24 protein-coding genes are annotated in these 26,569 nt (G+C 50.5%); 14 read left to right on the forward strand and 10 right to left on the reverse strand.

The window, feature by feature from the left end; all coding sequences use genetic code 11:
* Positions 1-226: 226 nt before the first annotated feature.
* On the reverse strand, positions 227-919 hold the full coding sequence (mtgA, locus tag JMW05_RS03385) for a monofunctional biosynthetic peptidoglycan transglycosylase (RefSeq protein WP_201503990.1): 693 nt from the start codon (positions 917-919) through the stop codon (positions 227-229).
* A 340-nt stretch (positions 920-1,259) separates the two neighbouring features.
* On the opposite strand from mtgA, the gene JMW05_RS03390 reads away from it, so the two are divergent.
* The 5 genes from JMW05_RS03390 to JMW05_RS03410 all read left to right on the forward strand — a co-directional run bounded on the left by JMW05_RS03390 (position 1,260) and on the right by JMW05_RS03410 (position 4,953).
* Entirely contained in the window at positions 1,260-1,577 is a 318-nt protein-coding gene (locus JMW05_RS03390; protein WP_201503991.1) for a glutaredoxin family protein, read from the forward strand.
* Positions 1,578-1,605: 28 nt separating this feature from the next.
* The gene (locus JMW05_RS03395; protein WP_201503992.1) at positions 1,606-2,814 is read left to right on the forward strand and encodes an alpha-hydroxy acid oxidase; all 1,209 of its coding nucleotides are present in this window, start codon (positions 1,606-1,608) and stop codon (positions 2,812-2,814) included.
* Positions 2,815-2,889: 75 nt separating this feature from the next.
* A complete protein-coding gene (locus JMW05_RS03400) occupies positions 2,890-3,741 on the forward strand; it encodes a rhomboid family intramembrane serine protease (RefSeq protein ID WP_201503993.1) in 852 nt (283 codons plus the stop codon).
* A gap of 95 nt (positions 3,742-3,836) precedes the next feature.
* Complete coding sequence (locus JMW05_RS03405; RefSeq protein ID WP_227691421.1) at positions 3,837-4,622, forward strand: MipA/OmpV family protein; 786 nt, start codon at positions 3,837-3,839, stop codon at positions 4,620-4,622.
* A 37-nt stretch (positions 4,623-4,659) separates the two neighbouring features.
* A complete protein-coding gene (locus tag JMW05_RS03410) occupies positions 4,660-4,953 on the forward strand; it encodes a hypothetical protein (protein ID WP_201503995.1) in 294 nt (97 codons plus the stop codon).
* Between the two features lie 68 nt (positions 4,954-5,021).
* On the opposite strand, the gene JMW05_RS03415 is transcribed toward JMW05_RS03410, so the two are convergent.
* Entirely contained in the window at positions 5,022-5,861 is an 840-nt protein-coding gene (locus tag JMW05_RS03415; protein WP_201503996.1) for an SDR family oxidoreductase, read from the reverse strand.
* A gap of 179 nt (positions 5,862-6,040) precedes the next feature.
* A complete protein-coding gene (fumC, locus tag JMW05_RS03420) occupies positions 6,041-7,444 on the reverse strand; it encodes a class II fumarate hydratase (RefSeq protein WP_201503997.1) in 1,404 nt (467 codons plus the stop codon).
* A gap of 126 nt (positions 7,445-7,570) precedes the next feature.
* On the opposite strand from fumC, the gene JMW05_RS03425 reads away from it, so the two are divergent.
* Together JMW05_RS03425 and JMW05_RS03430 are read left to right on the forward strand one after the other, a co-directional pair.
* Positions 7,571-8,218, forward strand: a complete 648-nt coding sequence (locus JMW05_RS03425; RefSeq protein ID WP_201503998.1) for a 5-formyltetrahydrofolate cyclo-ligase — start codon at positions 7,571-7,573, stop codon at positions 8,216-8,218.
* Between the two features lie 44 nt (positions 8,219-8,262).
* Positions 8,263-8,562, forward strand: coding sequence for a hypothetical protein (locus tag JMW05_RS03430; protein ID WP_227691422.1), 300 nt, complete (start codon positions 8,263-8,265; stop codon positions 8,560-8,562).
* Between the two features lie 89 nt (positions 8,563-8,651).
* On the opposite strand, the gene JMW05_RS03435 is transcribed toward JMW05_RS03430, so the two are convergent.
* Positions 8,652-10,013 carry a Na+/H+ antiporter family protein gene (locus tag JMW05_RS03435; protein WP_201503999.1) on the reverse strand — a complete coding sequence of 454 codons (1,362 nt, stop codon included), beginning with the start codon at positions 10,011-10,013 and terminating at the stop codon, positions 8,652-8,654.
* Positions 10,014-10,522: 509 nt separating this feature from the next.
* Here JMW05_RS03435 and lon point away from each other — a divergent pair.
* From lon to JMW05_RS03460, 5 genes are all read left to right on the forward strand, one after another.
* A complete protein-coding gene (lon, locus tag JMW05_RS03440; RefSeq protein WP_201504000.1) occupies positions 10,523-13,033 on the forward strand; it encodes an endopeptidase La in 2,511 nt (836 codons plus the stop codon).
* Between the two features lie 224 nt (positions 13,034-13,257).
* The gene (locus JMW05_RS03445; protein WP_201504001.1) at positions 13,258-13,920 is read left to right on the forward strand and encodes an META domain-containing protein; all 663 of its coding nucleotides are present in this window, start codon (positions 13,258-13,260) and stop codon (positions 13,918-13,920) included.
* Positions 13,921-13,932: 12 nt separating this feature from the next.
* Positions 13,933-15,057, forward strand: a complete 1,125-nt coding sequence (locus JMW05_RS03450) for an META domain-containing protein (RefSeq protein WP_201504002.1) — start codon at positions 13,933-13,935, stop codon at positions 15,055-15,057.
* Between the two features lie 12 nt (positions 15,058-15,069).
* Complete coding sequence (locus tag JMW05_RS03455; protein WP_201504003.1) at positions 15,070-16,146, forward strand: META domain-containing protein; 1,077 nt, start codon at positions 15,070-15,072, stop codon at positions 16,144-16,146.
* Positions 16,147-16,316: 170 nt separating this feature from the next.
* A complete protein-coding gene (locus JMW05_RS03460; RefSeq protein ID WP_201504004.1) occupies positions 16,317-16,877 on the forward strand; it encodes a superoxide dismutase family protein in 561 nt (186 codons plus the stop codon).
* 297 nt (positions 16,878-17,174) lie between these two features.
* Here the strand turns inward: JMW05_RS03460 and topA are convergent, their stop codons facing one another.
* The 6 genes from topA to JMW05_RS03490 form a co-directional block, all read right to left on the reverse strand.
* On the reverse strand, positions 17,175-19,832 hold the full coding sequence (gene topA, locus JMW05_RS03465; protein ID WP_406947447.1) for a type I DNA topoisomerase: 2,658 nt from the start codon (positions 19,830-19,832) through the stop codon (positions 17,175-17,177).
* 168 nt (positions 19,833-20,000) lie between these two features.
* Positions 20,001-20,513: a hypothetical protein gene (locus JMW05_RS03470; RefSeq protein WP_201504006.1), complete on the reverse strand. Its 513-nt coding sequence runs from the start codon at positions 20,511-20,513 to the stop codon at positions 20,001-20,003.
* Between the two features lie 244 nt (positions 20,514-20,757).
* Positions 20,758-21,159: an ExbD/TolR family protein gene (locus JMW05_RS03475; protein WP_201504007.1), complete on the reverse strand. Its 402-nt coding sequence runs from the start codon at positions 21,157-21,159 to the stop codon at positions 20,758-20,760.
* A 61-nt stretch (positions 21,160-21,220) separates the two neighbouring features.
* Positions 21,221-21,874, reverse strand: a complete 654-nt coding sequence (locus JMW05_RS03480; RefSeq protein WP_201504008.1) for a MotA/TolQ/ExbB proton channel family protein — start codon at positions 21,872-21,874, stop codon at positions 21,221-21,223.
* Between the two features lie 98 nt (positions 21,875-21,972).
* Positions 21,973-22,956: an energy transducer TonB gene (locus tag JMW05_RS03485; RefSeq protein ID WP_201504009.1), complete on the reverse strand. Its 984-nt coding sequence runs from the start codon at positions 22,954-22,956 to the stop codon at positions 21,973-21,975.
* Between the two features lie 230 nt (positions 22,957-23,186).
* Complete coding sequence (locus tag JMW05_RS03490; protein WP_201505504.1) at positions 23,187-24,515, reverse strand: PepSY-associated TM helix domain-containing protein; 1,329 nt, start codon at positions 24,513-24,515, stop codon at positions 23,187-23,189.
* Positions 24,516-24,815: 300 nt separating this feature from the next.
* Here JMW05_RS03490 and JMW05_RS03495 point away from each other — a divergent pair, with 300 nt between their 5' ends.
* Together JMW05_RS03495 and JMW05_RS03500 are read left to right on the forward strand one after the other, a co-directional pair.
* A complete protein-coding gene (locus tag JMW05_RS03495) occupies positions 24,816-25,091 on the forward strand; it encodes a Trp family transcriptional regulator (RefSeq protein ID WP_201504010.1) in 276 nt (91 codons plus the stop codon).
* Between the two features lie 66 nt (positions 25,092-25,157).
* On the forward strand, positions 25,158-26,567 hold the full coding sequence (locus tag JMW05_RS03500) for an anthranilate synthase component I family protein (RefSeq protein WP_201504011.1): 1,410 nt from the start codon (positions 25,158-25,160) through the stop codon (positions 26,565-26,567).
* Positions 26,568-26,569 lie beyond the last annotated feature (2 nt).

Here is a 26,569-nt window from a genome sequence, read left to right on the forward strand (position 1 = left end):
CGGTGCTGGCTTTTATGATGCCTTTAGTTGTCTGTTTTCGTGTCCAAGCAGCTTTTTGCTGCAACCTTGGCACGAGCATCATCTACTGTATACCTTAGCCCCTAGTGATGACAATATCCAGACAAGACAAAAGCAAAATAATCAGGCACAAAAAAACGCGACCCCGATTGGCAGTCGCGCTTTTTTTATAGTCGCCTTTCTTTATATAAAGGTATAACAGGAAAAGCTACGCCGCGTCGGGTGCTTTGGGCAACACGGCGTTGTTCATACGGCGCTTGACGATGCGCTTTTTGTTACGCAAACGGCGGTCATTGCGGTTGTCTTCGTAATATTTTGGATTGGTCAAGGTGCTGATAAGGAGCGCCGATTGGTCACGGGTCAATTTGCTCGCAGGCTTGTCATAATAATGCTGCGCCGCCGCTTCGATACCGTAGATGCCCTCGCCAAACTCCGCCACATTTAGGTACGCGGCTAGGATGCGCTGTTTGTCCCACATGGTCTCAATCATCACGGTGATAATCGCCTCTTCGCCTTTACGCAAGTAAGAACGGTGCGAGGTCAAAAATAAATTTTTTGCCAGCTGCTGAGTGATGGTCGAGCCGCCCGCGCTTGCCTTACCTGAGGCTTCGTTTTTTTTCATTGCCGCTTCGATACCGTCCAAATCAAAACCGTGATGGCTGCTAAATTTGGAGTCTTCGCTGACAATCGCAGCTTGCTTTGCAGATTTGGCAATGTCCTCGTACTCGACCCACGACTGCGTGACCGTACCGCCTGAGAGCTGATGGCTGAGCATAAACATGCTGTGGTTAATCGGCTGGGTTTTCCATATCAAGAGCAGCCCTGCGACCAAGACATGAAAGGCGACTACCAATAGCATGGCGGCTAGAAACAGTCGTTTTATAAATTTGCCAAAAGTCATGCGTTGATATCCCAATATGCAAAAAAGCGAATAAAATAAATCAGCTAAAACGCCGCATTAGCGAATGAAGCACGCGCGCGTAGGCGCTATCTTACCCAATCTTGCAAACGCTGTCATTATTTACCCCATATCCAAGCGATAATCTAAAAAATCAAAACAAATATTGACAAAATCAACCAAAAGGGTTTTAAATCAGTACTCTTATTAAGGTATTATCGCTTGTTAGGCGTATGCCATCATCAGGGTCTGTATTTCAGATAAACTAGCCATAACTGTAGCGCCGCTTTGACCCTATGTTGTTAAGATGGACAACCGCAGCAACCGATATAAAGGACAGACCATGCACACCGCAAACGACACGACCCAAGACATCCATGCCTTACGCGAGCAAATGATGATAGCAAAGCCTGTGCTCAAAGACGCCGCATCAGACTGGTGGCTGCTCGGCACGGTCGGCTGTCATCTGTGCGACCATGCCGCAGGGGCGCTTGCGCAGCTTGCCGCCGTCTATCCGCGCACTTATACCTACGTGGACATTGCTGACTTTGATGAGGACTTAATGCTCGTCTTTGCCGAGCAGATTCCCGTTATTTTAACCCCGACCGCCCGTTTGGATTATCCCTTCTCAGTTATGGATTTACAATCCCTACTCGCGTAACTTGCAGTACACTCAAGGATGAGCTGTTATGAAATCGTTAGACAAAATCACTGATATCGAAGACTTGCGTCTAATCGCCAAACGCAAAGTGCCTAAAATGTTCTACGACTATGTGGACTCAGGCTCATGGACGCAGACCACGTATCGCAATAATGAAACCGACTTTGACCGTATCAAACTGCGCCAGCGCGTACTTGTCGATATGGACAACCGCTCACTGGCCAGCCACATGATAGACACGCCCGTCAAAATGCCTGTCGCCATCGCACCAACAGGCTTTACAGGGATGATGTGGGCAGATGGCGAGATACATGCAGCAAAAGCGGCAGAAAAATTCGGCGTGCCCTTTTCGCTCTCCACCATGAGTATCTGCTCGATTGAAGATGTCGCCACGCATACCAGCGCGCCTTTTTGGTTTCAGCTGTATGTGATGCGCGACAAGGTATTTATGCAAAACCTCATCAACCGCGCTAAAGCGGCAAATTGCTCAGCATTGATTTTGACTGCCGATTTGCAGGTCTTAGGACAGCGCCATAAAGACATCAAAAACGGTCTGTCCGCGCCGCCCAAGCCCACATTTGCCAATATATTAAATCTGATGACCAAGCCTGAATGGTGCATGAACATGCTCGGCACCAAACGCCGTACCTTTGGCAATATCGTCGGGCACGCGCAAGGCGTTGGCGATTTGTCTTCCTTGTCCTCATGGACGGCAGAGCAGTTCGACCCTGCGCTCAGCTGGGACGATGTGGCGCGCATTAAAGAGCTGTGGGGCGGCAAGCTGATTATCAAAGGCATTATGGAGCCAGAAGACGCGGTGCTCGCGGCAAAAAGTGGCGCAGATGCGCTCGTCGTCTCTAACCACGGCGGACGTCAGCTCGATGGTGCGCCCTCCTCCATTGCTGCGCTCAGCGACATCGTGCAGGCGGTCAAAGCCGAGCGTAGCGACATTGAAGTATGGCTCGATAGCGGCATTCGCTCAGGTCAAGACGTGCTCAAAGCCGTCGCTATGGGCGCGACGGGCACGATGATTGGGCGGGCATTTTTGTATGGCTTGGGCGCGTATGGCGAAGATGGCGTACGCCGTGCGCTGGAGCTGATTTACAAAGAATGTGATGTGAGTATGGCGTTTTGTGGTCATACTGATGTGCAACAGGTAACCGATGATATTTTGGTCAAAGGCACATTTGAGCATCTCAAGTCAGGCATGCCGCATATCGCCCCGATGCCGTGGTAAACCCCATCTGCTCATGCTTTTGTAATCATCTTTATCTATAATGATGTGTTGTATTGATAAGTGATTTAGGAAGTTATGACCATTTCCCAATTGTTAAAAGTCGCCCCCGTCACCGTGATTTTGGTCGTGGTGTTCGTGGGCATGTACGCCTTTCAAGTCTTAAGCGGTGTCGATGCCAATAATCCCAGCACCGAAGCCTTGGTGCAATGGGGCGCAAACGTGCTGCCGCTGACCATGATGGATGAGCCGTGGCGCGTGATTAGCAGCGCCTTTTTGCACGTGGGCTTGATGCATTTATTGTTCAATGCCTTTGCCATGGTCTTATTCGGGCGTATTGCCGAGCCGCTGTTTGGCTCGCTCACCTTTGCCGCGCTGTTTTTCTTATCGGCGATTGGCGGCAACTTATTAAACAACTACGTGACGTGGCAAGGCTTGCTCGAAGGCTCCATGCAGCCCAATATCGCGGCTGGCGCATCAGGCGGCATCATGGGCATCGGCGCAGCATTATTGGTCGCCGCCTTATTTAAACTGTCGATTGATGGACGCGTACTGAGTCCCAAAAGCATGCTGCTGATTATGGGTATTAACCTCGTTTATGGCTTTGCCGTACCTGGGATTGATAATGCCGCGCATATCGGCGGCGCAATCACAGGCGGCGTGATTGCCCTAGCGATTGCTATTGATTATAAGCAGCGCGGACGTACCGCAGGCGCATATCTTGCCGCTATGTACCAGCAGACCAGCAATGGCGTGCCCTATATTCCCGTAACCCCAACCAGCCCCAACCAAACGCGCGGCATGACCGAAGCATTGCCTTGGATTGTCATGCTGATACTCGGTGCAGGCTTTGTGTGGTGGTGGTATGATATTCATAACGAAATCATTGATTTTTTGACCACGGCAGCGATGACCAAAGGCGCAAGCTAATGCCCTTTTGCCATCCGCTACGTTATTATTGACATGGTTATTGATGTTTTGTCCGCAGCTTACGATAAGCACTTTTTATATAGGGAATGTACCAAATGACTTTATTTACCCCATCTGTGATGACGCGCTGTCTGGCTGCCACGGCTCTAGTCGCCGCTGCCAGTAGCGTCGCCGCCTCACCATTTCAAAACCTGCCGACCGACCAAGACGCGCGCGTCAGTGTCGGCGCAAACGTCATGGGCACATGGTCCGCCTACGACACCGACAATGATGTGATGGTCTTGCCAAGCCTGTTTTATGACAACAACCGCGTCTACGCACGCGGCGCACAGCTCGGCGCGTATCTCATCAATGACGGCAAAAACGAGCTGTCAGTATACGCGCAGCCGATGGGCACGCACTTTGACCCTGAAGACGCCAATGGCAGCTTGCAAGGCTTGGATGAGCGTGACATCTCCGCAGGCGCGGGCGTCAGCTATCTGCGCCGTACGCCCATCGGCGGCTTCCGTGGGCAAATCACTACTGACGTGCTCGGCAAAAATGACGGCACAACAGGTCGCCTCACCTACCTAGCAAAGTATGACACCGACCGCCTGACCGTCTATCCAAGCGTCGGTCTTGAGTGGCGCAACCAAGACTACAATGACTACTACTACGGCGTAGACAGCGATGAGTCAGCGCGCTCAGGCACCGCAAGCTACAGCCCAGACTCTAGCATCCATCCGTATGTCAGCGTCAGCGCCAACTACGAGTTTAATGACAAGTGGTCAGGCTTTGCCAGCCAAAGCCTCGACTATCTGTCGGACGAAGCCTACGACAGCCCAATGGTCGACTCACGCACCGAAGCACGCACCACGCTTGGGGTGTTGTATACGTTTTAATGGCGTTTAGGATGTGAAGAAAAGCTAAGCGGTTTGCTTGGCTTTTTTTGTTTTTGCGTCAAACAAACTCTTTATTGTTCAATCTTATGTCAAAGGGAGTACAGACAATGGCATTGAAGCTTTTAATACTGCATACAAACGACTGGGCGACATAAAATACAGCCTTCCTTATACTGGTCTAGAAACGGCTACGAAAGCAGCAAAAAAATATGCGTTAGCGCTAGAGTCTAACGAATTAGAAAAACGATTGATGGCTGAAAAAAATCGAGTTAACAAAGACTTTGTTTCGAATAGTTGGTTCAAATCCTTATACAGTAAATTTTTTAACTGAATAAAAAGTGCTCAGAGTTCTACAAAAAAGACCTCACAACCCAGCGAGGTCTTTTTTATTATCAACCATTACTCCGCAGGTACAGCCGCACTGCCCGCTAAGATACCGCCATCAATGTTTAGCTCGATACCTGTCACGTATTTGGCTTCATCACTTGCCAGATATAGCGCTGCGTATGCCACGTCCATCACCTCGCCCATATAGCCAAGCGGAATGTCTTTGCTAATGGCGGCTATCCCCTGCTCGCGGGCGTCGCCTTCGCCCAGCATCGCATCCCACATCGGGGTAAAGATAGCGGCAGGGTGAATCGAGTTGCAGCGGATATGGTAACCTTTTTGCGCGCAGTAGAGCGCCACCGATTTGCTGTGGTTTCTGACTGCCGCTTTGCTTGAGGCGTAGGCGGCGGCAAGTGGAATACCGACGATGCCTGAGCGTGAGGAGATATTGACGATGCTGCCTGTGTGCCGCTGGTCAAGTGAGCGCATTTTCATCAGCGCGATAGCAGTTTTGCAGCCCAGCGCCACGCCGTCTAGGTTGGTTTGGTGGACTTTGTGCCAGCTTTGCATGTCCAGATGCTCAGGGTCGTGCGCGCCTGTGGTTTCCAAAAATCCTGTGATGCCCGCGTTATTAACCACGATATCCAAGCCTTGATATGCCGCTTTAATCGTCTGCTGTGCCGCTGCCCAGTCCGCCTCAATCCCAACGTCTAGATGGATGTAACGCGCCATTTGCGTGCCCTTATTGTTGGCATATTTGGCGTTAATGTCACGGCAGACTTGCTCACCTTTGTCATCATTAATGTCGCTGACAATCACGGTCGCGCCCTCGCTGGCAAACAGTTCAGCAATCGCTTGCCCGATACCTTGCGCCGCGCCAGTGATTAGTGCGATTTTATTTTTTAGTCGCATATAGTGTCCTTTTTTGCTTTGTTTTTTACATGGTTATGCAGGTCAATCTTCCATAATTTTAGCACTACCAGACATTCGTTAAACAAAAAAGCAACTTTGCTAAACCCAATAAAAAACCCCACCAAATGGCAGGGCTTTTTATTTTATATTCAGTCAATCTACAACTGAGTCATAGTGTCTTACTTAGGATGTACCATATCCGCTGGAATAACCCACTCGTCAAACTGTGCTTCGGTCATCAAGTCCAGCTCAACCGCAACTTGCTTCAAAGTTTTGTTTTCTTTGTACGCAGTTTTTGCGATTTTCGCGGCATTTTCATAGCCTACGTGACGGTTTAGCGCCGTGACCAGCATCAATGAGTTGTGCAAGAAATCGTCGATTTTGTCTTTTACTGGCTCAATACCAACCGCGCAGTTGTCGTTAAAGCTGTTGCACGCATCGCCAAGCAGTTTGATAGATTGCAATAGGTTGTAAGCAATCACAGGCTTGAATACGTTCAACTCAAAGTTGCCTGACGCGCCAGCGACGTTGATGGTAGTGTCGTTACCGAGTACTTGCGCGACAACCATGGTCATGGCTTCTGACTGCGTTGGGTTGACTTTACCTGGCATGATTGATGAGCCTGGCTCATTTTCAGGAATGGTCAATTCGCCAAGACCACAACGTGGACCAGAGGCAAGCCAGCGTACGTCGTTAGCAATTTTGTTTAGACTGGCAGCGAGGGTTTTTAGGGCGCCTGAGGCGAATACTTCGGCATCACGGGCGGCAAGCGCTTCGAATTTGTTGGGTGCAGTCACAAATGGCAAGCCCGTCAATTCAGCCAACTGGTTAGCAGCCGTTACCGCGTAGTCTGGGTGGGCGTTTAGACCTGTACCGACCGCAGTACCGCCTAGTGGCAATTCATACAAGCCTTGTAGGGCGTTGTCGATGCGTACCAGCGCGTGATCAAGCTGGCTGACGTAGCCGCTGAACTCTTGACCTAGGGTCAATGGGGTGGCGTCTTGTAAATGGGTACGACCGATTTTTACGATATCAGCAAAGGCTTCGGCTTTTTGGTTTAGCGTCTCACGCAGGGCTTTTACCGCTGGAATCAATAGACCGTTGATTTCACGCGCTGCCGCAACACGAATCGCGGTTGGGAAGCTGTCGTTGGTAGACTGGGCGTGGTTGACGTGGTCATTTGGGTGGATAGGCTGGTAGCTGCCGCGCTCAGAGCCTGCGATTTCGTTGGCACGGTTTGCAAGCACTTCGTTCATGTTCATGTTTGACTGCGTGCCTGAACCTGTTTGCCATACGACAAGTGGGAACTGGTCAGTCAGACCGCCGTTGATGACTTCGTCCGCAGCTTGGACAATAAGGTCACGCTTGTCAGCGTCGATACGCTCTAGGCTGGCATTGGTGATGGCGGCGGCTTTTTTGACCAGTGCCATCGCTTCAATCATCGGGCGTGGCAGGGTCTCGCCACCGATTTTGAAGTTTTCGCGGCTGCGCTGGGTCTGTGCGCCCCAGTAGGCGTCATTTGGTACAGCCACGTTACCCATGGTGTCTTTTTCGGTACGGGTTGCCTGATCTTGTGTCGACATAACGGTCCTCTTTATATGGTTGTCCGTAAAAAATGCACGCTCGGTTGCATTTTGCAAAATAGGAGGTAAAGCGCGGTTATGATAGCATGACTTATCGCAAATTTCTCATCGTCTAGGGGATAACTGATGCCAAAATCGAGCGCCGCAGCAGGCAGCACGGACGCGCAGGCAACCACGCCCAGCCAGCTACCACGGCGACATTTCACCCGCCAGCGCCGTGCGTTGAGCAAACAAAGAAGACAGCAAGCCGCCACCCACGCCAGCCGTCACTTAAACGCGCTCAGCAGGCGCTTGCCCCGTCATGCCAAGGTTGGGTTGTATTACGATGGTTTTGGCGAAATGCCGACGCAGCCCATCGCCACATGGTGCATTAAGCACGGCTATCAGGCGTATCTGCCCATCGTTGGCAGCCTTGGAGCAACTGATAAGCGCTTACGCTTTGCGCCACTGTCTCAGCATACGCTCTTGACCGCACGCACGCGCAAACACGCGCTTGGGATGCAGCAGCCACAGCCAAGTCATCTACTGTGGGCGCAGGCGCTTGATGTGCTGATTTGTCCGCTGGTCGCAGCAGATAAGGCGGGTAACCGTATGGGCATGGGCGGCGGCTACTATGACCGCACCCTCGCCTATCGTCAGCCCGGCGGAAGCGGTAAGCCGCTGGTGATTGGCTGGTGTTACGACTTCCAGTTGGTTGCGCGTTTGCAGCGCCAGCCTTGGGATGTGCCGCTGGATGGTTTGATTACGCCAAGTGGGGTACATTGGTTTTTATAATAAAAGTTGTCAACTTAACATCAAACAACAATAAGGACACCGCCATGCCAAACAAAGACGCCGATCATACCGCCTTGCCAAACGAAAAATCGGATAATGACAATACCACCAGCGCCGAGCATGTCGAGCAGCATTTACAAGCGCTATCGGGCAATGAGGACATGCGCGAGCTGCGCTACTACAGCCAAGAGCAGCCGTTTAGCGCTGATTTTTTGGGCAGCGTGATTAATGAGGCACGGCTCACGGAACTGCTGGCGGAGAGTGATGCGTTTATCAGCCATTTGCAAGGTGAAATGCAAGAGTTTGATGAGGGTGAGCTGGGTGATGGCTTGGATAAAGACTAAACCAATAACACAAGGCAAAAAAAGCGCCGCTACTCTTATCACGAGCAGCGGCGCTTTTATTATGCAAAAGATTTTTTAGCAAAAAAACCTTACAACACCATCGCAGCAATCCAACCAAACGCCAATAGCGGGATGTTGTAATGGATAAAGGTCGGTATCACACTGTCTTTGATGTGGTCGTGCTGTCCATCAATGTTCAGACCCGATGTGGGACCCAGTGTCGAATCGGACGCAGGCGAACCCGCATCGCCAAGCGCGCCCGCCGTACCGATAATCGCCACAGTCGCAAGCGGTGAAAAGCCAAGCGACAAGCACAATGGCACATAAATCGCCGCCAAAATCGGAATGGTCGAGAATGACGAGCCAATACCCATGGTCACAATCAAACCGATAAGTAGCATAATAAATGCCGCCATCGCTTGATTGCCTGCGAACATCGCTGCCGCACCATCAACCAGCGGCTGGATTTGCTCGGTGGCTTTCATGACCTCAGCAAAGCCCTGCGCAGTAATCATAATAAAGCCAATCATCGCCATCAGCTTGATGCCGTCATTAAACACGGTATCGGCTTCGCGCCATTTGACCACGCCCGTCGCCATAAATACGCCAAAACCAAACATCGAGCCTAAGAGCAGCGAGTCGGTATACAGCTGCACCACGAATGCGGTGACAATCGCCGCCAGCGCCACGAGGGTCTTCATGGTGCTTTGGTTGCCCGCAGACACCGCCGCTTGGCTGAGCGCATCGCCCTCGACCACGGCATCACGTGCCGTCTTATCAATGCTCAGCTGCTCATAATGTCTGGGCTTACGGTAGCTAAAGAACACCGCGACGATTAAGCCCAGCAGCATACCCAGCGCAGGAATCGCCATCGCGTGCGTGACCGAAATACCGCTGACATCAACACCCGCTTCGCCGACGTTTTTGAGCATGATTTGGTTTAAGTAAATGTCGCCAAACCCATAGGGAATAAACATATAGGTGGTCACCAGACCAAAGGTAATCAGACACGCGACCAGTCGGCGGTCAATCTGCATGCGGTTAAACGCGAGCAGCAGTGGCGGCACGAGCAGCGGGATAAAAGCGATATGAATGGGAATCAGATTTTGACTAAAGCAGCTCATCAGCACCAGACCTGCAAACAGCCCGTATTTGACCATCAGCCCCGCGCCGCCTTTTTCAATACGTCCGATGACCTTGCTCGCGAGCGACTGCGGCAAGCCTGAATGCGCAATCGCTACTGCGAACGCACCGAGCAGCGCGTATGACAGCGCAATCTCTGCGCCATTACGGATGCCCTCTTGAAACGCCGCCAGCGTATCTGTCACCCCAAGTCCCGCCACCAGACCGCCTGTCAGCGCCCCGATTAACAAACTTAACACCACGTGTACCCGCGCCAGTGACAGCCCCAGCATAATCACCACCGCCAGCAGCACCGCATTGATTGCCATATCTTGCCCCTTAGATTGCAATACCGCGCATTAAAATGCATATATGAATGTACTGCGCCAAAAGCTCGCCCGCCTCTGGCACAAATGCGCGCCAGTGTACCTGATTTTGGCTACAAAACCTATGCTTAAACGGCATACACCATCTACACAAGCGTGACGCGCGCGTTTTATGATGGAGACAGGCGCACAGGCGGACGCCGATGTTATTACTAATCACGTATAAAAGAGACAAAGAAAGATTAAAGGGTGTTTTTTGCCGCATCAAAAGACGTAGTCACAGCAAGCAAGAAAAATACCCTTTAATTGAGTGAAATCCTTAAGACATCTCTTTTCATTTAGACGTAACGATACAATTTGCTGTATTTGCTGGACTTATTGCCCCCTTTGACCCTACCGCTTTTCCTAACTTCTAAAAATGTCACAACCTTGCAATTTTTGATAACAACACCATTTATTTAGACATGAACCACGAACTTGACTTTGCAAGTCTGGTGAACGAGGAAAAATATATGACTGAACATAAAATCGAACCAGAAAACATCGACATTGACATCGACACGCACACTGATGACAGCAGCGTGACCGATACCCAAAACGACACGCCAGAGACCTACTTGCCACTGCTTGCGCTCCGTGATGTGGTGGTCTATCCGCACATGCAGATTGCGCTGTTTGTCGGTCGTGCGCCTTCCGTAAAAGCGGTCGAGCTGGCACAAGCCGAATATGGCGATAAAGTACTGGTCGTTGCACAAAAAGACTCACTGACCGAAGAGATTGACCAAGACAATCTGTATCAATACGGCACCGTTTGCCGCATTGTCAGCACCATGCCGCATGACAGCGATGAAAATTGCATCAAAGTCCTTATCGAAGGGCAATACCGCGCCCACGTAGACAGCCTAGAAGCGCACGATGAGGTGCTGATGGCGAACTTCACGCGTGCGGACATCGTCAGCGATATGGACGAAGCGCAGCAAAAAAACACGCTAAATGCACTCGTGAGCTTGTTCGAAAGCTATGCCGATGCGCGTCTGCGCAACTCACGCGAGCTGGTACGTGTTGCCAAACGCATTGATGACTTGCTTGAGCTGGTGTACTTCATCTCAACGCGCGTCTCGATGGACTTGGACATCAAGCAATCGTTCCTAGAGCACGACGATTTAAAAGCGCACATCAACACCTTGACTGAATATTTGGTGAAGCAAAGCGCGGAACAAAACATCGAGCAAGAAATCCAAGACGCCGTACGTCAGCAGATGGAAGACAATCAGCGCGAGTATTTCTTAAACGAAAAAATGAAAGCCATCAAAAATGAGCTTTCTGAAATGGGCAACGGCGCGTTTGATGCCGATGACGATATCGGCGAGTTAGAGCAGCGCTTAGACGAAGCCGACTTGCCAGAAGACGTGCGCAAAAAAGCGGAGCAAGAGTTTAAAAAGCTCAAAATGATGCCGCCTGCCTCATCTGAATCATCAGTCGTGCGCAACTATATCGAGTGGATTTTGGACACCCCGTGGAATGCCACGACCAAAGTGTCTATCAACCTTGATAAAGCGCAAGCGACCTTGGATGAAGACCATTACGGCTTAAAAGATGTTAAAGACCGCATCTTGGAATACCTCGCGGTACAATCGCGCGTGAAAAAGCTGCGCGGTCCTATCTTGTGTCTCGTCGGTCCTCCAGGTGTCGGTAAAACTTCACTGGGTGAATCTATCGCCCGCGCCACAGGTCGTAAGTTTGTGCGTATGGCACTTGGCGGCGTGCGTGATGAAGCCGAGATTCGTGGTCATCGCCGTACTTACATCGGCGCGATGCCCGGCAAAATCGTGCAGTCGCTTGCCAAAGTCGAAGTCAAAAACCCACTCTTCTTACTCGATGAAGTGGACAAAATGGCGCAAGACTTCCGTGGCGACCCAGCGTCGGCATTGCTAGAAGTGCTCGACCCATCGCAGAACGACAGCTTTAACGACCATTACCTCGATATGGACTTGGACTTATCGCAAGTGATGTTTATCTGTACTGCCAACAGCATGGACATTCCGCCTGCGCTGCTTGACCGTATGGAAGTCATCCGTCTGCCTGGCTACACCGAGGAAGAAAAAGTCAATATCGCTCAGCGTTACCTTGTGCCCAAAGCCATTAAGCAAAACGGCTTAAAAGAAGGCGAGATTGAGATTGTCGAAGCCGCGCTACACAGCATCGTACGCAGCTACACCCGTGAAGCTGGTGTGCGTAACCTTGAGCGCGAAGTCAACAAAATCTGCCGCAAAGTGGTACGCGGCTCGGTCGAAGCGCACGGCTCACGCGCGCCGAAAAAGGCTGAGCGTGACCTTGTGGTCGTTGATGCGGACAATGTTTCTGATTACCTTGGCGTCCATCAGTTTGACTACGGTCTGGCAGAAGAAAGCCCTGAAGTCGGACGCATCACGGGTCTGGCGTGGACGCAAGTCGGTGGTGAGCTATTGACCATCGAAGCGGTCGGCATGAAAGGCAAAGGCGAGCTGGTCTATACAGGCTCACTCGGTGATGTGATGAAAGAATCTATCCGCGCTGCGATGAGTGTGGTGCGCGCACGTGGTGACAGTCTGGGCATTGATTATGAAACGGTCAAAACCACCGATATCCACGTACACATGCCTGAGGGCGCAACGCCAAAAGACGGTCCGTCTGCAGGTGGCGCACTGACCACCGCGCTGGTCTCAGCAATGACAGGCATCCCGATTCGTCCAGACGTGGCGATGACAGGCGAAGTCACCCTACGCGGTAAAATCCTGCGTATTGGCGGCCTAAAAGAAAAACTCTTGGCAGCGCATCGCGGCGGCATCAAGCACGTATTGATTCCTGCCAGCAATGAGCGCGACCTTGCTGACATTCCTGACAATGTCAAAGAGGGTCTTAAGATTCAGCCCGTCTCGACCATTGATGAGGTATTACAAGTGGCGCTGGTGCGTATGCCCACCCCGCTAAAACCTGCCAAAGTCACCGTGGATAAAACCGCGAAAAAGACCTTGCACAGCTAATTTTTGCTTAACCGTTAGTTATTAACTATTGTTAAAAAAGCCGTCCTAATGTGGGCGGCTTTTTTTATGCGCGCTGTTTTGTTGATGCCCTTTTTGTTTATACCGTTTTTCGTTAATTGAGTCACTTTTTAGCTATTCATAAAAAACCAATTAGCAAAATCCAGACAAAGATATTGGCTGCTTCTGTTATTATTTAAACAAATGTTTATTTTAATAGGTAGGTTATGACCATATCTCGCTATTTTAATTATGCTGCCGCCAGCCTGTTCGCTGTCTCTTTGTTTGGCTGCCAGACGATGAACAATGCGCCGCCTGCGAACGATAAGACACTATCGACACCCACGACGCTATCTGTAAGCCCTGAGCTGTTAGCGCGTTATGAGTGGCATTTAGACAGCGCGGTTGCCAATCACTATGACGCGCAAGGGAAGCTCACAGATAGGGAGCCCATCAGTGATTTTTATCATCCTGATTATCCCATTTCATTCGAGATCTCTTATGATCCTGATCGTCCCGTTTCATTCGAAGTCTTTAATCAATCTAAAAACGAATCTATTTACTTTAGCTCGAATTGCAATGCCTCTAGTGCGCCTTATGTTTTGTCAAAAGACAACACACTAGAAGTTGGCATGATTATCAGTACGATGATGGGCTGCGGCACAACAGGCAATAGGATCGAAACCGCGCTATTTAACTTTATGCGCAGTAGCACCAGCACACTGACGCTGAGCTATCAATCAAAAACACAGCATCATAAAAACAGCAGCGCAGACGACTACCCGCGTTATAACCTGCTGCAAACCATGACAACAGGCGAAACCCTACTATGGCAAAACGTGCCCAAAAAAGCGCTCAACACACCCGCCGATAATAACGACAATAAGTAAACAAGGATATTTATGAAAACGTCCCTACTTGCCAGCGCGGTATTGTGTACCACGTTTACACTATCAGGGTGTCAGTCGATGACAGGCGCGACCACGCCTACAACGACCAGCCCTATCGATAGCGACTGGTCAGAGACTACACTTAAGCCCAGACTGTTTCAGACCGCTACAAGCTATAACTGGCAGTTGACACAGGTCAGTAATGATAAAGGCAAGCTGATAGCCGTCAATCCACAGCCACCGCTGACAATGAACGTCCGTCCTGACGCATTGACCTTTGATGATGACTGCTATCAATACCACGTATCTTTTTATATGTGGATGCCGCTGCCCTATCCCTATAAAGGCGCTGATTTAACAGACACACAAAAATCAACCCAAACCGCTGCTGACTGTACGGCAATATATCAAGCAACCATTAAAGACGGGCATGACAATATATTCATTCCAAGCGATACGGCAGATTTATTGAACACGACCTTTGAGGAGTACACCAGTACCGAATTTACTTTTGAGCCTATAGCCACTCAGTCCGCTGGTACGGGTAAACGCAGCGCAAAGCAGCTGGCACTAAAGACCAATGAAGGCAAAACCCTTGTATTTACAGGCACGCCAAAGCCCGAAAAAGCAGTGGCAGGTATCCCACTTACCAATGACATACTCGAGGATTACCACTGGCAGCTGATACAAGTGACGGATGCAGCGGGCGCAACGCTGAGCGAATTTACCCAAACAGAACACCCCATCACAATGTCTTTTAATTTAGATGGTTATGAAGGCGATGACAATGACCAAAAAAATGGTTGGGAGTCAGGCATTTATGGTCAAAGCTTTGGCATCTCTACTGGCTGCAATGGTATTGGCGGTCCGTATGCCTTGTCTACCAATCAAACCTTACTCATGGGCGGCTTTCCTTCTACCATGATGAGTTGTAGTGACGCAATAGATGATATGGAATCACGTATGCGCCGCATGGTGGGTCGCAGCCAGTTGACCTTAACCTACGCAGATAGTACTGGTACAGCCGCGCCAAACTACGTGCTCACACAGCAGGTAGGAACAGGCGAAACCTTACTATGGCAAAACATACCAAAAAAAGTATTCAATTCACCCGCCGATAATAACGACGATGAGTAAACAAGGATATTTATGAAAACGTCCCTACTTGCCAGCGTATTATTTTGTGCCACGTTTGCATTATCAGGCTGTCAGTCGATGGATAATGCGCCGTCTGTAAATACGAAAACACCGCCCGCTCTACCGACCCAAGCTCAAGCCGCTATGGTCGACCAAACCGAGATTGAAAGTAGCCAAGTCATACCATGGAGCAGCCATTATCATTGGCAGCTCTCCGAGGTCAAACGCGGCGATGGTCAACCTGTCACCGCTAAGCTGACCGATGGCATTCGGCTCGATGTTGCGCCTGATCGGCTGAATTTTTATCAAGGCTGCGCGCATAGCGCCGTGATGCTGCGACCCAATACGGTGGTATCGAGCTTTGGTTATCAAGGCAGCATGACGGAGCAGCCAGCATCTTGCGCAGCAGGCAGCACTGCCCAAGCGCCCTCGATGCATATACTGTTGCAGCCTATGACTGAGCGCCCCTTTCGCCTTGAATTACTAACGGTCAATGCCGCGCCAAAGACCAATGGTAACGCCCCTGCCGCGCCCAAGCGCTTGGCGATTATTCTAAATAATGGCGATCAGTTTGTCTTTACCGGGGCAGCAAAAACGCTGCCTAAAACCACAGGGCTGCCGCTGAGTCCTGAGCTATTAGCGCGTTTTGATTGGCATTTGGTCAGCGCGGTACGTCAGCAGTATGATGCTCAAGGCAACATTGATAAAGAACCGATTAGCGACTTTTATCACCCCAAGCATCCCATTGCTTTTGGTTTTGATGGTGATACGCCAAATTCGCTGATGACCTTTGACAAAAACTGTAATTACATTTTTGCACGCTATTTTTTGATGGAAAACAACATGCTCGTGCTTGGGCGAATCACCCAAACCGCCATGAGCTGCGGTGCAACCAGCGACCGTATTGAAACCCGCTTATTTACGATGATGAGTAACAGCAGCAGCATGCTGACGCTCAGCCATCAACCACCAACGCAGGATGATAGCAGCGATACGGTAAGCGATTACCCGCGTTATAACCTACAGCAAACTATGGCGACAGGCGAAACCTTGGTATGGCAAAACACGCCGCGCATTGATCAACACTGATAAGCGCCAATAGCGCATACCATCAACGCCCAACATGTTTTACATTTATTAACCGATTGTTGCGCGATTGGTGAATAATGTAGAAGGTAGCTTGGCTATACTGGGTTTTGTGATTATTTATAAACAATAAATAGCAATAACCTATCAATAACAATGAAAAGGACATTCTTATGAAAAAGATGATGCTTGCCAGTGCTTTGCTTTGCAGTTCAGCCCTCGCCGTAACAGGGTGCCAAAGTACGCAAGGACAACTCAAAACAGGCAACCCGCTAAACCAGCCTGCCCTAAAATCTGTGCTTAAAGCCACTGACGGCACCCAGCAAGAAGTCGGACAAGTCTATTTGCGCCCTGTCGATGGTGGCGTACAGGTATATGGTAAATTGCACCACCTGCCAGCAGGTCAGACCGTGGCGATACATATCCACGAGACAGGCAGCTGTGACATGATGGGTAAAGGCGCAGGCGGACACTTTAATCCAAATGGCTACCCACACTCGAACCCAAATGACATGATGGGTCATGCAGGTGACCTACCGAACATTACTGCCGATGCCAATGGTGTCGCTACGATTAACTTTGTGAATAAGAAAATCACCGCGACTCAAGCAGGCGATTATAGCGTCAACCGCCGCGCCTTTATCGTTCATGCGGGCGCTGATGACTATATGAGTCAGCCCTCAGGCGCATCAGGTGACCGTATTGCTTGCGGTATCATCAGCGAAGTGATGTAAATACCAGTTATCGATAAATGATAAGCACAAAAAAACCTCTTTATGATAAAGAGGTTTTTTTATTACAGCGTCTTTTATATTAGGGCGTGTCTTCATTTCAAAAATGGTGATAAAAATGAGATAAATCGCAGGCAAACAAGGAAAATAGCGCAGATAATATCAAGATATTGACCAGCTATTTGACACCGTTTGCCAAAGATTTAGTCCTTTTTAGCCCATTTAGCCATAAGCGTTTGAAATGAAGACACGCCCTAAGCAAACCCATAAGCACTGCTTGGTACTTATGGGGCGCATGGGTTATTCCTCTACCCACTCGCCTTTGCGCCAATACACACCCCAGCGTGTGGCTTTGCCGTTTTTCTCTGAGCCAACATACTGCTCTTTTTTCTTACGCGACCAACGCAAGATGGTTGGGTTGCCATCAGGATCTTCGTCAGGCGCTTCGAACAGATAATGGAACTTGTCTTCCATCTTCTCCTTAATCGGGCGCAGCTCGGCAAGCTTTGGCGGACGCGTCTCGCGCACTTTAGGGAACTTCGATGCTGCAAGGAACATGCCCGCTGCGCCTTCACGTAAGATAAAGTGATCGTCATGCTTGGTTGATTTGAGCTCAGGCATGTCGATAGGCTCCATACGCGGTGGCGCTGGCTCGCCGTTCTTTAGTACTTTGCGCGTGTTGTCGCATTTTTGGCAAGCAAAGTAAGGTCCAAAGCGTCCAGTCTTTAGCTCCATTTGTCCGTCACATTTGTCACAGTCGATGGTCGGCGCATCAGAACCTGGTACTTCAAACTTGCCTTCTTCTAAGATATAGCCATCACAGTCAGGATTGCTACCACAAATATGCAGCTTTAAGCCGCCATCGACGATATAACCGTCCATTGCCGTGCCACATTTTGGACAGCGTTTTTTCTCCATCAAGTCTTTGACTTCGGCAGTCTCGTCGCTGTCAGCATCGTCTAGGCTGGCAAAGGCTTCGACGGGCATCAGATTTTTTGTGCCTTTGCAGCGCTCTTTTGGCGGCAGGTTATAGCCTGTACAGCCAAGGAAAACACCTGTTGAGCCTGTACGCAGCTGCATCGGACGGTCACACAAATCGCAATGCACGTCAGGCACGTCCGTTGGGTCGTTCGGGCGCATGCCGTCTTTGTCTTTGGCGTGCTCCAGCTTGATTTTAAAATCGGTATAAAAGTTGTCTAAGACATCTTTCCAGTCCTGCTCGCCCTCGGCAACGTGATCGAGCTTGTCTTCAAGCGCGGCGGTAAAGGTGTAGTCCATCAAATCGGGGAAGCTTTCGGTCAAGCGGTCGGTGACGATGTCGCCCATTTTTTCAGCGAACAGGCGCTTGTTATCAAGCTTGACGTAGCCGCGCTCTTGAATGGTGGAGATGATAGAGGCATAGGTCGATGGGCGACCTATGCCTTTTTTCTCCAGCTCCTTAACGAGGCTCGCTTCAGTGTAGCGTGGTGGCGGCTTGGTAAAGTGCTGGCTGGGGTCGAGCTTATCAAGTACCAGCACGTCGCCTTCTTTGACATCAGGCAATAAGGTGTCGTCTACTTTGGCAGGCGACAGCACTTTGGTGTAACCATCAAAGGTCATGGTGCGACCGCGTGCTTTTAGCTCGACATTGCCCGCGCCGACAATCAGATTGACCGATAGGTATTTGGCAGGCGGCATTTGGCAGGCGACAAATTGACGCCAAATCAGCTCGTACAGACGCGCTGCATCTCGCTCCACGCCCTTTAATTGCGCCGATTTCATATTGACGTTAGAGGGGCGAATCGCTTCGTGCGCTTCTTGGGCGTTTTGCTTATTGCCATAAAAATTGGGCTTTTCTGGCAAATAGTTTTTGCCATAATTGCTCTCAATATGTTCACGCACCGCACCCAACGCATCGCCCGACAAGAACGTCGAGTCGGTACGCATATAGGTGATGTGACCCGCTTCATACAAGCGCTGCGCGAGAATCATGGTCTTTTTGACCGAAAAGCCAAGGCGCGTGCTTGCCGCTTGCTGCAAGGTTGAGGTGATAAACGGCGCGCTCGGACGCGACTGGGTCGGCTTTTCTTCACGCGCTTTAACCACATAATCGGCGGGCTTTAAGATGTCGAGTACCGCATCGGTCTGTGCTTTGTTGCCGAGCTTTAGGGTTTTGCCGTCTTGCTTGAGCGCTTCTAGGCGGATGCTGTCGGCGTCTTTTTTGCCGCCTTTTGGGTGCGTGTCGGCATGGATTTGCCAGTATTCTTCAGGAATAAAGGCGCGAATCTCGTGCTCACGCTCGACGACCAGACGCATGGCGACCGACTGCACGCGACCTGCGGACAGACCACGGGCGATTTTTTGCCACAATAAAGGCGAGACCATAAAGCCCACCACGCGGTCTAAAAAACGGCGCGCTTGCTGCGCATTCACACGGTCAATATCGAGCTTGGCAGGTTGTTTAAAGGCGTTTTGAATCGCCGATTTGGTAATCTCGTTAAATACCACGCGCTGATATTTGCTGTCCGCGCCGCCGATGACTTCTTTTAAATGCCAAGCAATCGCCTCTCCCTCTCTGTCCATATCGGTCGCCAGATAGATTTTATCAGCGTCTTTGGCGAGGGCTTTTAGCTCTTTAATCACTTTGGTTTTGTTGGGCAGCACTTCATAGACCGCCGCCCAGCCGTGTTCAGGGTCAACGCCCATACGGCGAACAAGGGCTTGTTGGGCTTTTTCTTCTTTACTTAAGTTGTCGTCTTTTTTGCTGCTCGTCCCTTTTTTGCCGCCTTTATTGGCACTGACAGGCAAATCGCGCACATGCCCAATACTTGAGCGCACGATATAATCGTTGCCCAAATATTTATTGATGGTCTTCGCCTTGGCAGGCGACTCGACGATGACTAAGGATTTGCCGTGACTGCCATCATCGGCAGCGGGGCTGGCTGTGCTTTTGGGTTTTGCCATATGTGACGACACCATAATAAACAGATAAAGGATAAATAAGGGTCTAGTACTGCGGTAGCCATCTAAAGCGTAACGCTGTGGCGGCTGTACCTTACTAGGACGTTACACTGCTAAGAGTTGGACTGTCAACAGTAACCACGGTAAAAAGGCACGTACGTTTGGTAAATGCCTCATGGGTTTCATTTAGCGCTGCATTTGCATCGCCCATGTCTGCAGCTGTTCTTTTAAGGCGATTAAATCTGGCTCAATGGCACTCGTGTTGTAGCTGGGGTTGCTCGCAGGGCGCACATAAGCGATGTCCTCCCAGTACAATACGATGCTGTTGGCTTTAATCAGCAGCCCTTTTGCAAAAGGAGCGATGGTCGGCGGCAAATCAATCGGTGCTTTGTCTAAAGTAAAATCAGCGGGCACGTCTTGATGATGGTCTGCGCGCCACTGCCCATCCACCGCTTGATAGCGGGCGTGCGGCAGCTTGATGCCTTCTAACACCAAACCGTATTGACCCATCATACCGCGAGCATATTCACCATCTTTGCCGCGCACCCAGTCGGGGCAGGCAATCAACTTAGGGTTCAACTGTAGGCGGCGTGCGGTCATACGCAGCTTGTCCAAACGCTGGTCAATGCCGCTCGGTTTGAGCGCCATCATACTGCCCAGCACAAACAGCACAATCAAAATACCAATCCACATGCCCATAATAACTCAACCCCAGTGATGTCAAAGAGCCAGAAAAATAACGCCAACTATCCATAATGCGCACAAAATACAAAAAATCAAGGGCGCGATGGGCTTTGTCAGCAAAATCCCCAGCCAAAGCGCTGCCATTATAACCGCAGACGCGCAAAACAAAACCCCGTATGGTCACCCAAACGAGGTTAGAAGCAGATTTATTGTTGTTTTTTATCGTTATCGTTGTGCGCTTCGTTGCTTATCGAGCGCTTTATTCGTTCACAAAGGCGATTTTGCTTAGCCCTGCTTGACTGGCTGAGGCGAGCACTTGCGCCACCGTATCGTAGCGGCTGTCTTTGTCCGCGCGCAGCTGGATGCTGGGGTCTTTACCACTGGCGGCGGCGGTCTTTAGGCGAGCGTTTAGGGTCTCAAGGTCAATGGGGTCGCTGTCCCAAAAGATACCCGCGTCTTTATCAATACTGATTTGGATAACTTCAGGCGGCTGTTCATTGACGGTCGCTGCGGTCTTTGGCAGCTCCAGCGGTACGGTCGGGTTCAGTACCGTGGCGGTCAATAAAAAGATAATCATCAACACCAGCATAATGTCAATCAGCGGAATGAGGTTCATCTCATTCATGCCTTGGGCATCGTCGTCACCGAGTTGAAATGCCATAATACTCTTGCCTTTATTGGTCGTAAAAAAACTTGCCTGTACGAGGCGTGATAGGGTACGGTTATGAGCGCGCGTTCGCTGAGGTGCTGTAGGCGGCGCTGTGCGCGTCGGTCTGTACGTGCGCGGGCGCTTTCACCGTTTGATTTGCGCCCGCTGTGCCGTCCGTCATGGCGCGTGCCAGCAAATCGTGTGCGGTGTCATTGGCATGGTGCATCACGCGGCGGTTGATGCGCACAGTGACGTTGTAAAACACCACGGCAGGAATCGCCACTGCAATACCAAAGCCTGTCATAATCAGCGCCTCACCCACAGGGGCGGCTACTTGCGCAAGTCCCGCCTGCCCTGTCGTGCCGATATTATGCAGCGCATGAAAGATGCCCCATACTGTGCCGAACAGACCAATGAATGGCGCAATCGCGGCGGTCGTCCCTAGAATAGGCAGACCGCGCTCACTGGCATAACGATAGCGTCCGATGTTTTGTAGTAATGCTTGCTCAATGACCACACGGCGCGTGGACTCGCTGCTGGTCTTGACCTCAGGCAGCTTGGTTTGAATATGCTGGCGCAAATCTGCACTCACGCTGCGGCTCAACTTGCGGCTGTGTAGCACACGCACCACACCCGTCACCCACGACAATAGCGACAAGAGCAGCAAAATAAAAAATAGGCCTTTGGTAATGGCATCGCTGTATTGCCAATAGCTTGCAAAATCCATGGTCATGTCCTTTTTAGGTGTTATCCAGCCTACGCGGCTGGGGTGGTGCTTGTGTGAATCGATATAAATATAAACTAGAGAATAAAAATAGGCGCGGTTTATCCCTCAACTCTGATGGGCAGTGTGACCGTTCCTGCGACAGAGACGCCATTTCTTATAAACGGATTAAGCTTGGCTCGTCTGATATTTTGCTCTACAGCCCTTTTAAGTTTTCTGTTATCAATACCACTAACCGAAACTTTAGTAACGTTGCCCTTGTTATCAACTGTAAGGAACGCTGTTACTGTAGTCCCTGCATCCAAAATACCACCCAGTCTTGGTGGGGAGCGCCAGCTGGCTTCACCAGCACTAAGTGCTACAGGACCTTGGTTAGCAGCCGCGTCCCTTGCCGCTTTTTCTCGAGCAGCGGCTTCGGCATCTTTTTTGGCTTTGGCAATAGCTTCAGCAGCAAGGTGGTCTTTTTGGTCTTGAATGACTTGTTGTCTTTTTCTTTCCTCTTCTGCCTCTCTTTCTTTTCTTTCTCTCTCTATGCGCTGTGCTTGCGATTCAGCGGTACTGGTAGCCGCAATCGTGCCCTTATCTGTGGCAGGTGCAGGCGCTGTGTAGCCACTATTATTATCCTTAGCAGTAATCGTTTGCGTATTATTGATCGTCGTCGTGGGCTGCGGCGTTGGTGTATTGGTTGTGGTCGCTCGCTGCGTTTCGTCTACCTTTTTAGGCGGCTGATATTTTTTTGCGGTTGATTGCTGCTGTGTTTGCGTTTTTGGTCTTGGCTTTGGTGCTTGCTTGGTGCTGGTTGGCGGCTTTTTGACCACTTTGGGCGCAGAGGCGCGGCGCATTTCAGGTTCGGTTTCTTTTTGCTTGATAACTTCAGGCTCAGGTTCTTTTTCTTCTTCAACTGGCGCGAGCGTTATCATTTCGATCTCAATCGGCTTTGCCTCAGGTTGCACAGGCTGTGGCGGTATCGGCGGCGCAATGCTCGAGAGTACGCCCCCTGTCAGCAGATGCGCGCCCACCACCAAGCTTAGGGTGGTCAATATCAGTTTTTTTGATGGCGCGGTTATGTTGGTCAAAGCGGTCATACCTTTATCAAAAGCTGCGAGCAAAATTCGGCTTAATAGTAATATAAACGATAACCATTATCAATAAATATTTGTTTTTTGATGAGCGAACGTGTCTGTTACGCCAATTTATCCACTGGCTATCGTCAAAGAAACGATCTTAAAACTATAGCTGTAGACATGAATATCTACACCTATATGCGTCGATATGCGCGAGCGCATAACAAATGGCGGACGACGGTTATCAAGGTTTAGCGCAGCTCGCGCGTCAGTTTAACCGCGCTTTGCTGCTGATATTGGGACTTTTGGCGCGCCTGCCTGCCCTTATACCACAAGTACACACCCGACACCGACAGCAGCGCCACTGCCACACCGATAAGACTTAAAAAAAGTTGATACAGCAAATGACCTGCACCCTGCCCGATATGCCCCATGTGCAGGGTGGACAACCACTGATCCGTCTTGTCACCAGCGCCCGCCTCGCTGCCAAAGCGCACGCGCACCACCTCGCCTGTCTTGGCATCAACCGAGATGGAGGACGCGCCGCCTTGTTTACCGATATCGGCATCGGTCTTAAAGCGCAGCTGCCATTGCCCCTCGTCCATCGCCCAGCGCATGCCCAAAAACCCTTGTACTTCGTATCCTGCTTGCTGTGCGGCAGTATGTGCTTTGATTTGTAGATAATCGACGCTGTTGACTTTGGTAACCGCGTAATCGCTTGCTTGGGCGCGGCTGAGGTAGTCCGTGCCAATGGCAGCATCAGGGTCTATAGCTGGCGTTTCTATTTGTGTGCCTTGCCCGCTGAACCCGAATGGCTCAAACCCAACCAGCGTTTGCATCACAGGCTGATAGACAGGCGGTAGGTTAAAGCCCACGCTCGACCACGCGATGACGAGCAGCATGAGCCATAGCCACAAGCCAAACGCATGATGCAGGTCATAATTAAACTTAAAAAAATTGCGCTTGGTGCGGATACGCCATGCAGGTTGCCAGCGCTTTAGCCATGAAGCGCGTTTTTCTTTTTTCTTAGCCATTTTTTTATTGATGGCACGCGGCAAGGTCAGGTAAAAACCAATAAAGCAGTTAAGCGTCCATAGCAGCGCAGCAATGCCCAAAACGAGCTTGCCTGTATCACCGAGCAATAAGTCGCGGTGCAGCCAATACACTTTTGCCATGACATTGTTCAGCGCCCATGTGTCCTTGTTGCGTGCGCCCAGCACTTCGCCTGTGTAGGGATTGACATACACGTCATCAATGTCAGGCTCAGGCGTGACGCGCTCGCTGCCGCGCCATCGATCAACAGCGAACACTGCCGACTTACCCGCATCAATGTGGGTGGGCAGGCTTGAAAAGCTGTAGCTTGGATAGGCAACCATCACCTTATCATGCAAGGTAGCGATGCTGAGCATGGGCGCGTCTTGCACCGCAACCTGCGCAAGCTGGTGATTAAACGCATCGTCCAGCTCATCATGAAAGGCGAGCAGCGCGCCCGTTACGCCTGCGAGAAATAAAAACGCCGCCATAAACAGCCCCGTATAACGGTGCAACCAAAGGCAACCTTGACGAATAGCGCGTGACATCACAACTTCGAAACAGACCCAGTAGCTTTAGATTCGGTAACCTTAAAATCAATAACTCTCAAAAATAAAAATATCGACGATTTAACATACCCAGTGCAAACGCCCGTGACGCGATGGCTATAGCATAAACCGCTTAACGATAATTATTATCAATCATTAAAGACGCGTATCATAGCGCTGCACAAGCCTACTGACAATCAAACAAATTATATTTGTGTTGTTTGTTCTAGTGTACTAGAATACTGAAACTTAATAAGGGTTCGTCCCTTGATTTAGCGATTTTGCTTGGAATCAATCATTATGAGTACCGACCCGTATCAAGGTTTATTGCAGCATTTGGCAGAGTGCACCGACCATGCCGACATTGAGGCGCTGCTGTATGCCTTATTGACTGACAAAGAGCGCCAAGACATTGCCAATCGTATCCGTATTTTTGATTTACTAGCGCGCGGTGTGACCCAGCGCGAGATTGCCGAACAGCTTGGCGTGGGCATCGCCACCGTATCACGTGGGGCAAAGGCAGCACAAAGCCAAGACGTCAGCGCGCTGCTAAATACGCTACGCCAGACTGATTAACCAACCCATCATTATTTTTCTTGTCCTATTTGACATTTTTTTCTTTTTCTATTTTTTGGATGTTTTATGACCGCGACTACCGAACGCCCCGCATTGATTGACATACCCAGCAAGCCGCAGCGCATTAAGCTGACCGAAGACATTGATTTTTTGGCACTGTTTAAGCGTATCGAAAGCGCCTTTGATACCTGCTATCTGCTCGAATCTTTGGGCGAAGACAGCCACATCTCTCGCCATCATGCCATTGGTTTTGACCCTGCCATGACCATCACCGCGCTTGACCGCAATACCCTTGCCATCACGGACAACAAGACGGCGACCACCGAGCAGTATCACACGGACAACCCGTATCAGCTCCTACGCGAGATAACGCCGCAGCACGTCATTGCGCGTGAGCAAAGCGGCGGCTTGGTCGGTTATTTGGGCTATGATTGTGTGAATTTCTTTGAGCCAAGCTTAACGGCTAAGACGAGCGAAGACTTTGAGCCGTTTAAATTCGGCGTGTATCTTGACGGCTTGACACTCGATAAGATGACGGGCGAGATTTTTTATTTTTATTACCCGACCGCGCAGCAGGACAACCGCATTGACGCTATCAAAGCGCTGCTAAGCGCGCCCATTCCAGAATATGACGCACCGCACGTGGCATTTTTGGGCGATGGCATGAGTAAAGAGGCGCACGCCAAAGCGGTGATGCAGGTCAAGGAAGACATCATCTCAGGGCGTATCTTTCAATGTGAAGTGGGTTTTAAATCCAAATACCGCATCACGGGCAGCAAAATGCCCATTTATGAAAAACTGCGCGCCGTGAACCCATCACCGCACATGTACTTTATGAAGTTTGCCGAGCAGTGCATCGTGGGCGCATCGCCTGAGCTGCTGTTCCGCTTGCGCCAAGGCGAGATGGAAACCTACCCTCTAGCAGGCACTGCCAAGCGCGGCGTCGATGTGGCAGAAGACCGCAAACTGGCGCGGGCATTATTAAACGATGCCAAAGAGATTGCCGAGCACAATATGCTCGTTGATTTGCATCGCAATGACATTGGGCGCGTGGCGCAGTTTGGTACGGTCAAGGTGCGTAACTTGATGGACATCAAGCGCTTTTCGCACGTACAGCACATTTCCTCTGAAATCGTCGGCATCTTGCACCCTGATGAAGACATGTTCAGCGCGCTTGCCAGCAACTTCCCCGCAGGCACGCTCTCAGGCGCACCCAAAGTCGAAGCGATTAAAGTCATCAACGAGCTGGAGCCAGACGGACGCGGCGCGTATGGTGGCGCTATCGGCTCGTTTAATTTTAATGGCGATTGCATCTTTGCCATTCCGATTCGCAGCCTGTTTATCAATGGCGAGTCTGCCTACGCGCAGACCTGCGGCGGCAATGTCTACGACTCCAATCCTGAAGACGAATACCTAGAGATTCAGCGCAAATTATCCGCGATGAAAGTGGTGCTCGACAGCTTTATGCAGGCTTGATT

It is taken from the genome of Psychrobacter aestuarii (assembly GCF_904846035.1).
In the GTDB taxonomy this organism is placed as follows: Bacteria; Pseudomonadota; Gammaproteobacteria; order Pseudomonadales; family Moraxellaceae; genus Psychrobacter; species Psychrobacter aestuarii.

Bases quoted from the DNA above. Each gene is read 5' to 3' on its own strand.
- JMW05_RS03455 (WP_201504003.1), top strand. From the start codon at position 15,070: ATGAAAACGTCCCTACTTGCCAGCGTATTATTTTGTGCCACGTTTGCA.
- fumC (WP_201503997.1), bottom strand. From the start codon at position 7,444: ATGTCGACACAAGATCAGGCAACCCGTACCGAAAAAGACACCATGGGT.
- JMW05_RS03435 (WP_201503999.1), bottom strand. From the start codon at position 10,013: ATGGCAATCAATGCGGTGCTGCTGGCGGTGGTGATTATGCTGGGGCTG.
- topA (WP_406947447.1), bottom strand. From the start codon at position 19,832: ATGGTGTCGTCACATATGGCAAAACCCAAAAGCACAGCCAGCCCCGCT.
- JMW05_RS03500 (WP_201504011.1), top strand. From the start codon at position 25,158: ATGACCGCGACTACCGAACGCCCCGCATTGATTGACATACCCAGCAAG.
- JMW05_RS03395 (WP_201503992.1), top strand. From the start codon at position 1,606: ATGAAATCGTTAGACAAAATCACTGATATCGAAGACTTGCGTCTAATC.
- JMW05_RS03430 (WP_227691422.1), top strand. From the start codon at position 8,263: ATGCCAAACAAAGACGCCGATCATACCGCCTTGCCAAACGAAAAATCG.
- lon (WP_201504000.1), top strand. From the start codon at position 10,523: ATGACTGAACATAAAATCGAACCAGAAAACATCGACATTGACATCGAC.
- JMW05_RS03470 (WP_201504006.1), bottom strand. From the start codon at position 20,513: ATGGGCATGTGGATTGGTATTTTGATTGTGCTGTTTGTGCTGGGCAGT.
- JMW05_RS03480 (WP_201504008.1), bottom strand. From the start codon at position 21,874: ATGGATTTTGCAAGCTATTGGCAATACAGCGATGCCATTACCAAAGGC.
- JMW05_RS03450 (WP_201504002.1), top strand. From the start codon at position 13,933: ATGAAAACGTCCCTACTTGCCAGCGCGGTATTGTGTACCACGTTTACA.
- JMW05_RS03405 (WP_227691421.1), top strand. From the start codon at position 3,837: ATGACTTTATTTACCCCATCTGTGATGACGCGCTGTCTGGCTGCCACG.
- JMW05_RS03490 (WP_201505504.1), bottom strand. From the start codon at position 24,515: ATGTCACGCGCTATTCGTCAAGGTTGCCTTTGGTTGCACCGTTATACG.
- JMW05_RS03415 (WP_201503996.1), bottom strand. From the start codon at position 5,861: ATGCGACTAAAAAATAAAATCGCACTAATCACTGGCGCGGCGCAAGGT.
- JMW05_RS03390 (WP_201503991.1), top strand. From the start codon at position 1,260: ATGCACACCGCAAACGACACGACCCAAGACATCCATGCCTTACGCGAG.
- JMW05_RS03475 (WP_201504007.1), bottom strand. From the start codon at position 21,159: ATGGCATTTCAACTCGGTGACGACGATGCCCAAGGCATGAATGAGATG.
- JMW05_RS03425 (WP_201503998.1), top strand. From the start codon at position 7,571: ATGCCAAAATCGAGCGCCGCAGCAGGCAGCACGGACGCGCAGGCAACC.
- JMW05_RS03460 (WP_201504004.1), top strand. From the start codon at position 16,317: ATGAAAAAGATGATGCTTGCCAGTGCTTTGCTTTGCAGTTCAGCCCTC.
- JMW05_RS03445 (WP_201504001.1), top strand. From the start codon at position 13,258: ATGACCATATCTCGCTATTTTAATTATGCTGCCGCCAGCCTGTTCGCT.
- JMW05_RS03495 (WP_201504010.1), top strand. From the start codon at position 24,816: ATGAGTACCGACCCGTATCAAGGTTTATTGCAGCATTTGGCAGAGTGC.
- JMW05_RS03485 (WP_201504009.1), bottom strand. From the start codon at position 22,956: ATGACCGCTTTGACCAACATAACCGCGCCATCAAAAAAACTGATATTG.
- mtgA (WP_201503990.1), bottom strand. From the start codon at position 919: ATGACTTTTGGCAAATTTATAAAACGACTGTTTCTAGCCGCCATGCTA.
- JMW05_RS03400 (WP_201503993.1), top strand. From the start codon at position 2,890: ATGACCATTTCCCAATTGTTAAAAGTCGCCCCCGTCACCGTGATTTTG.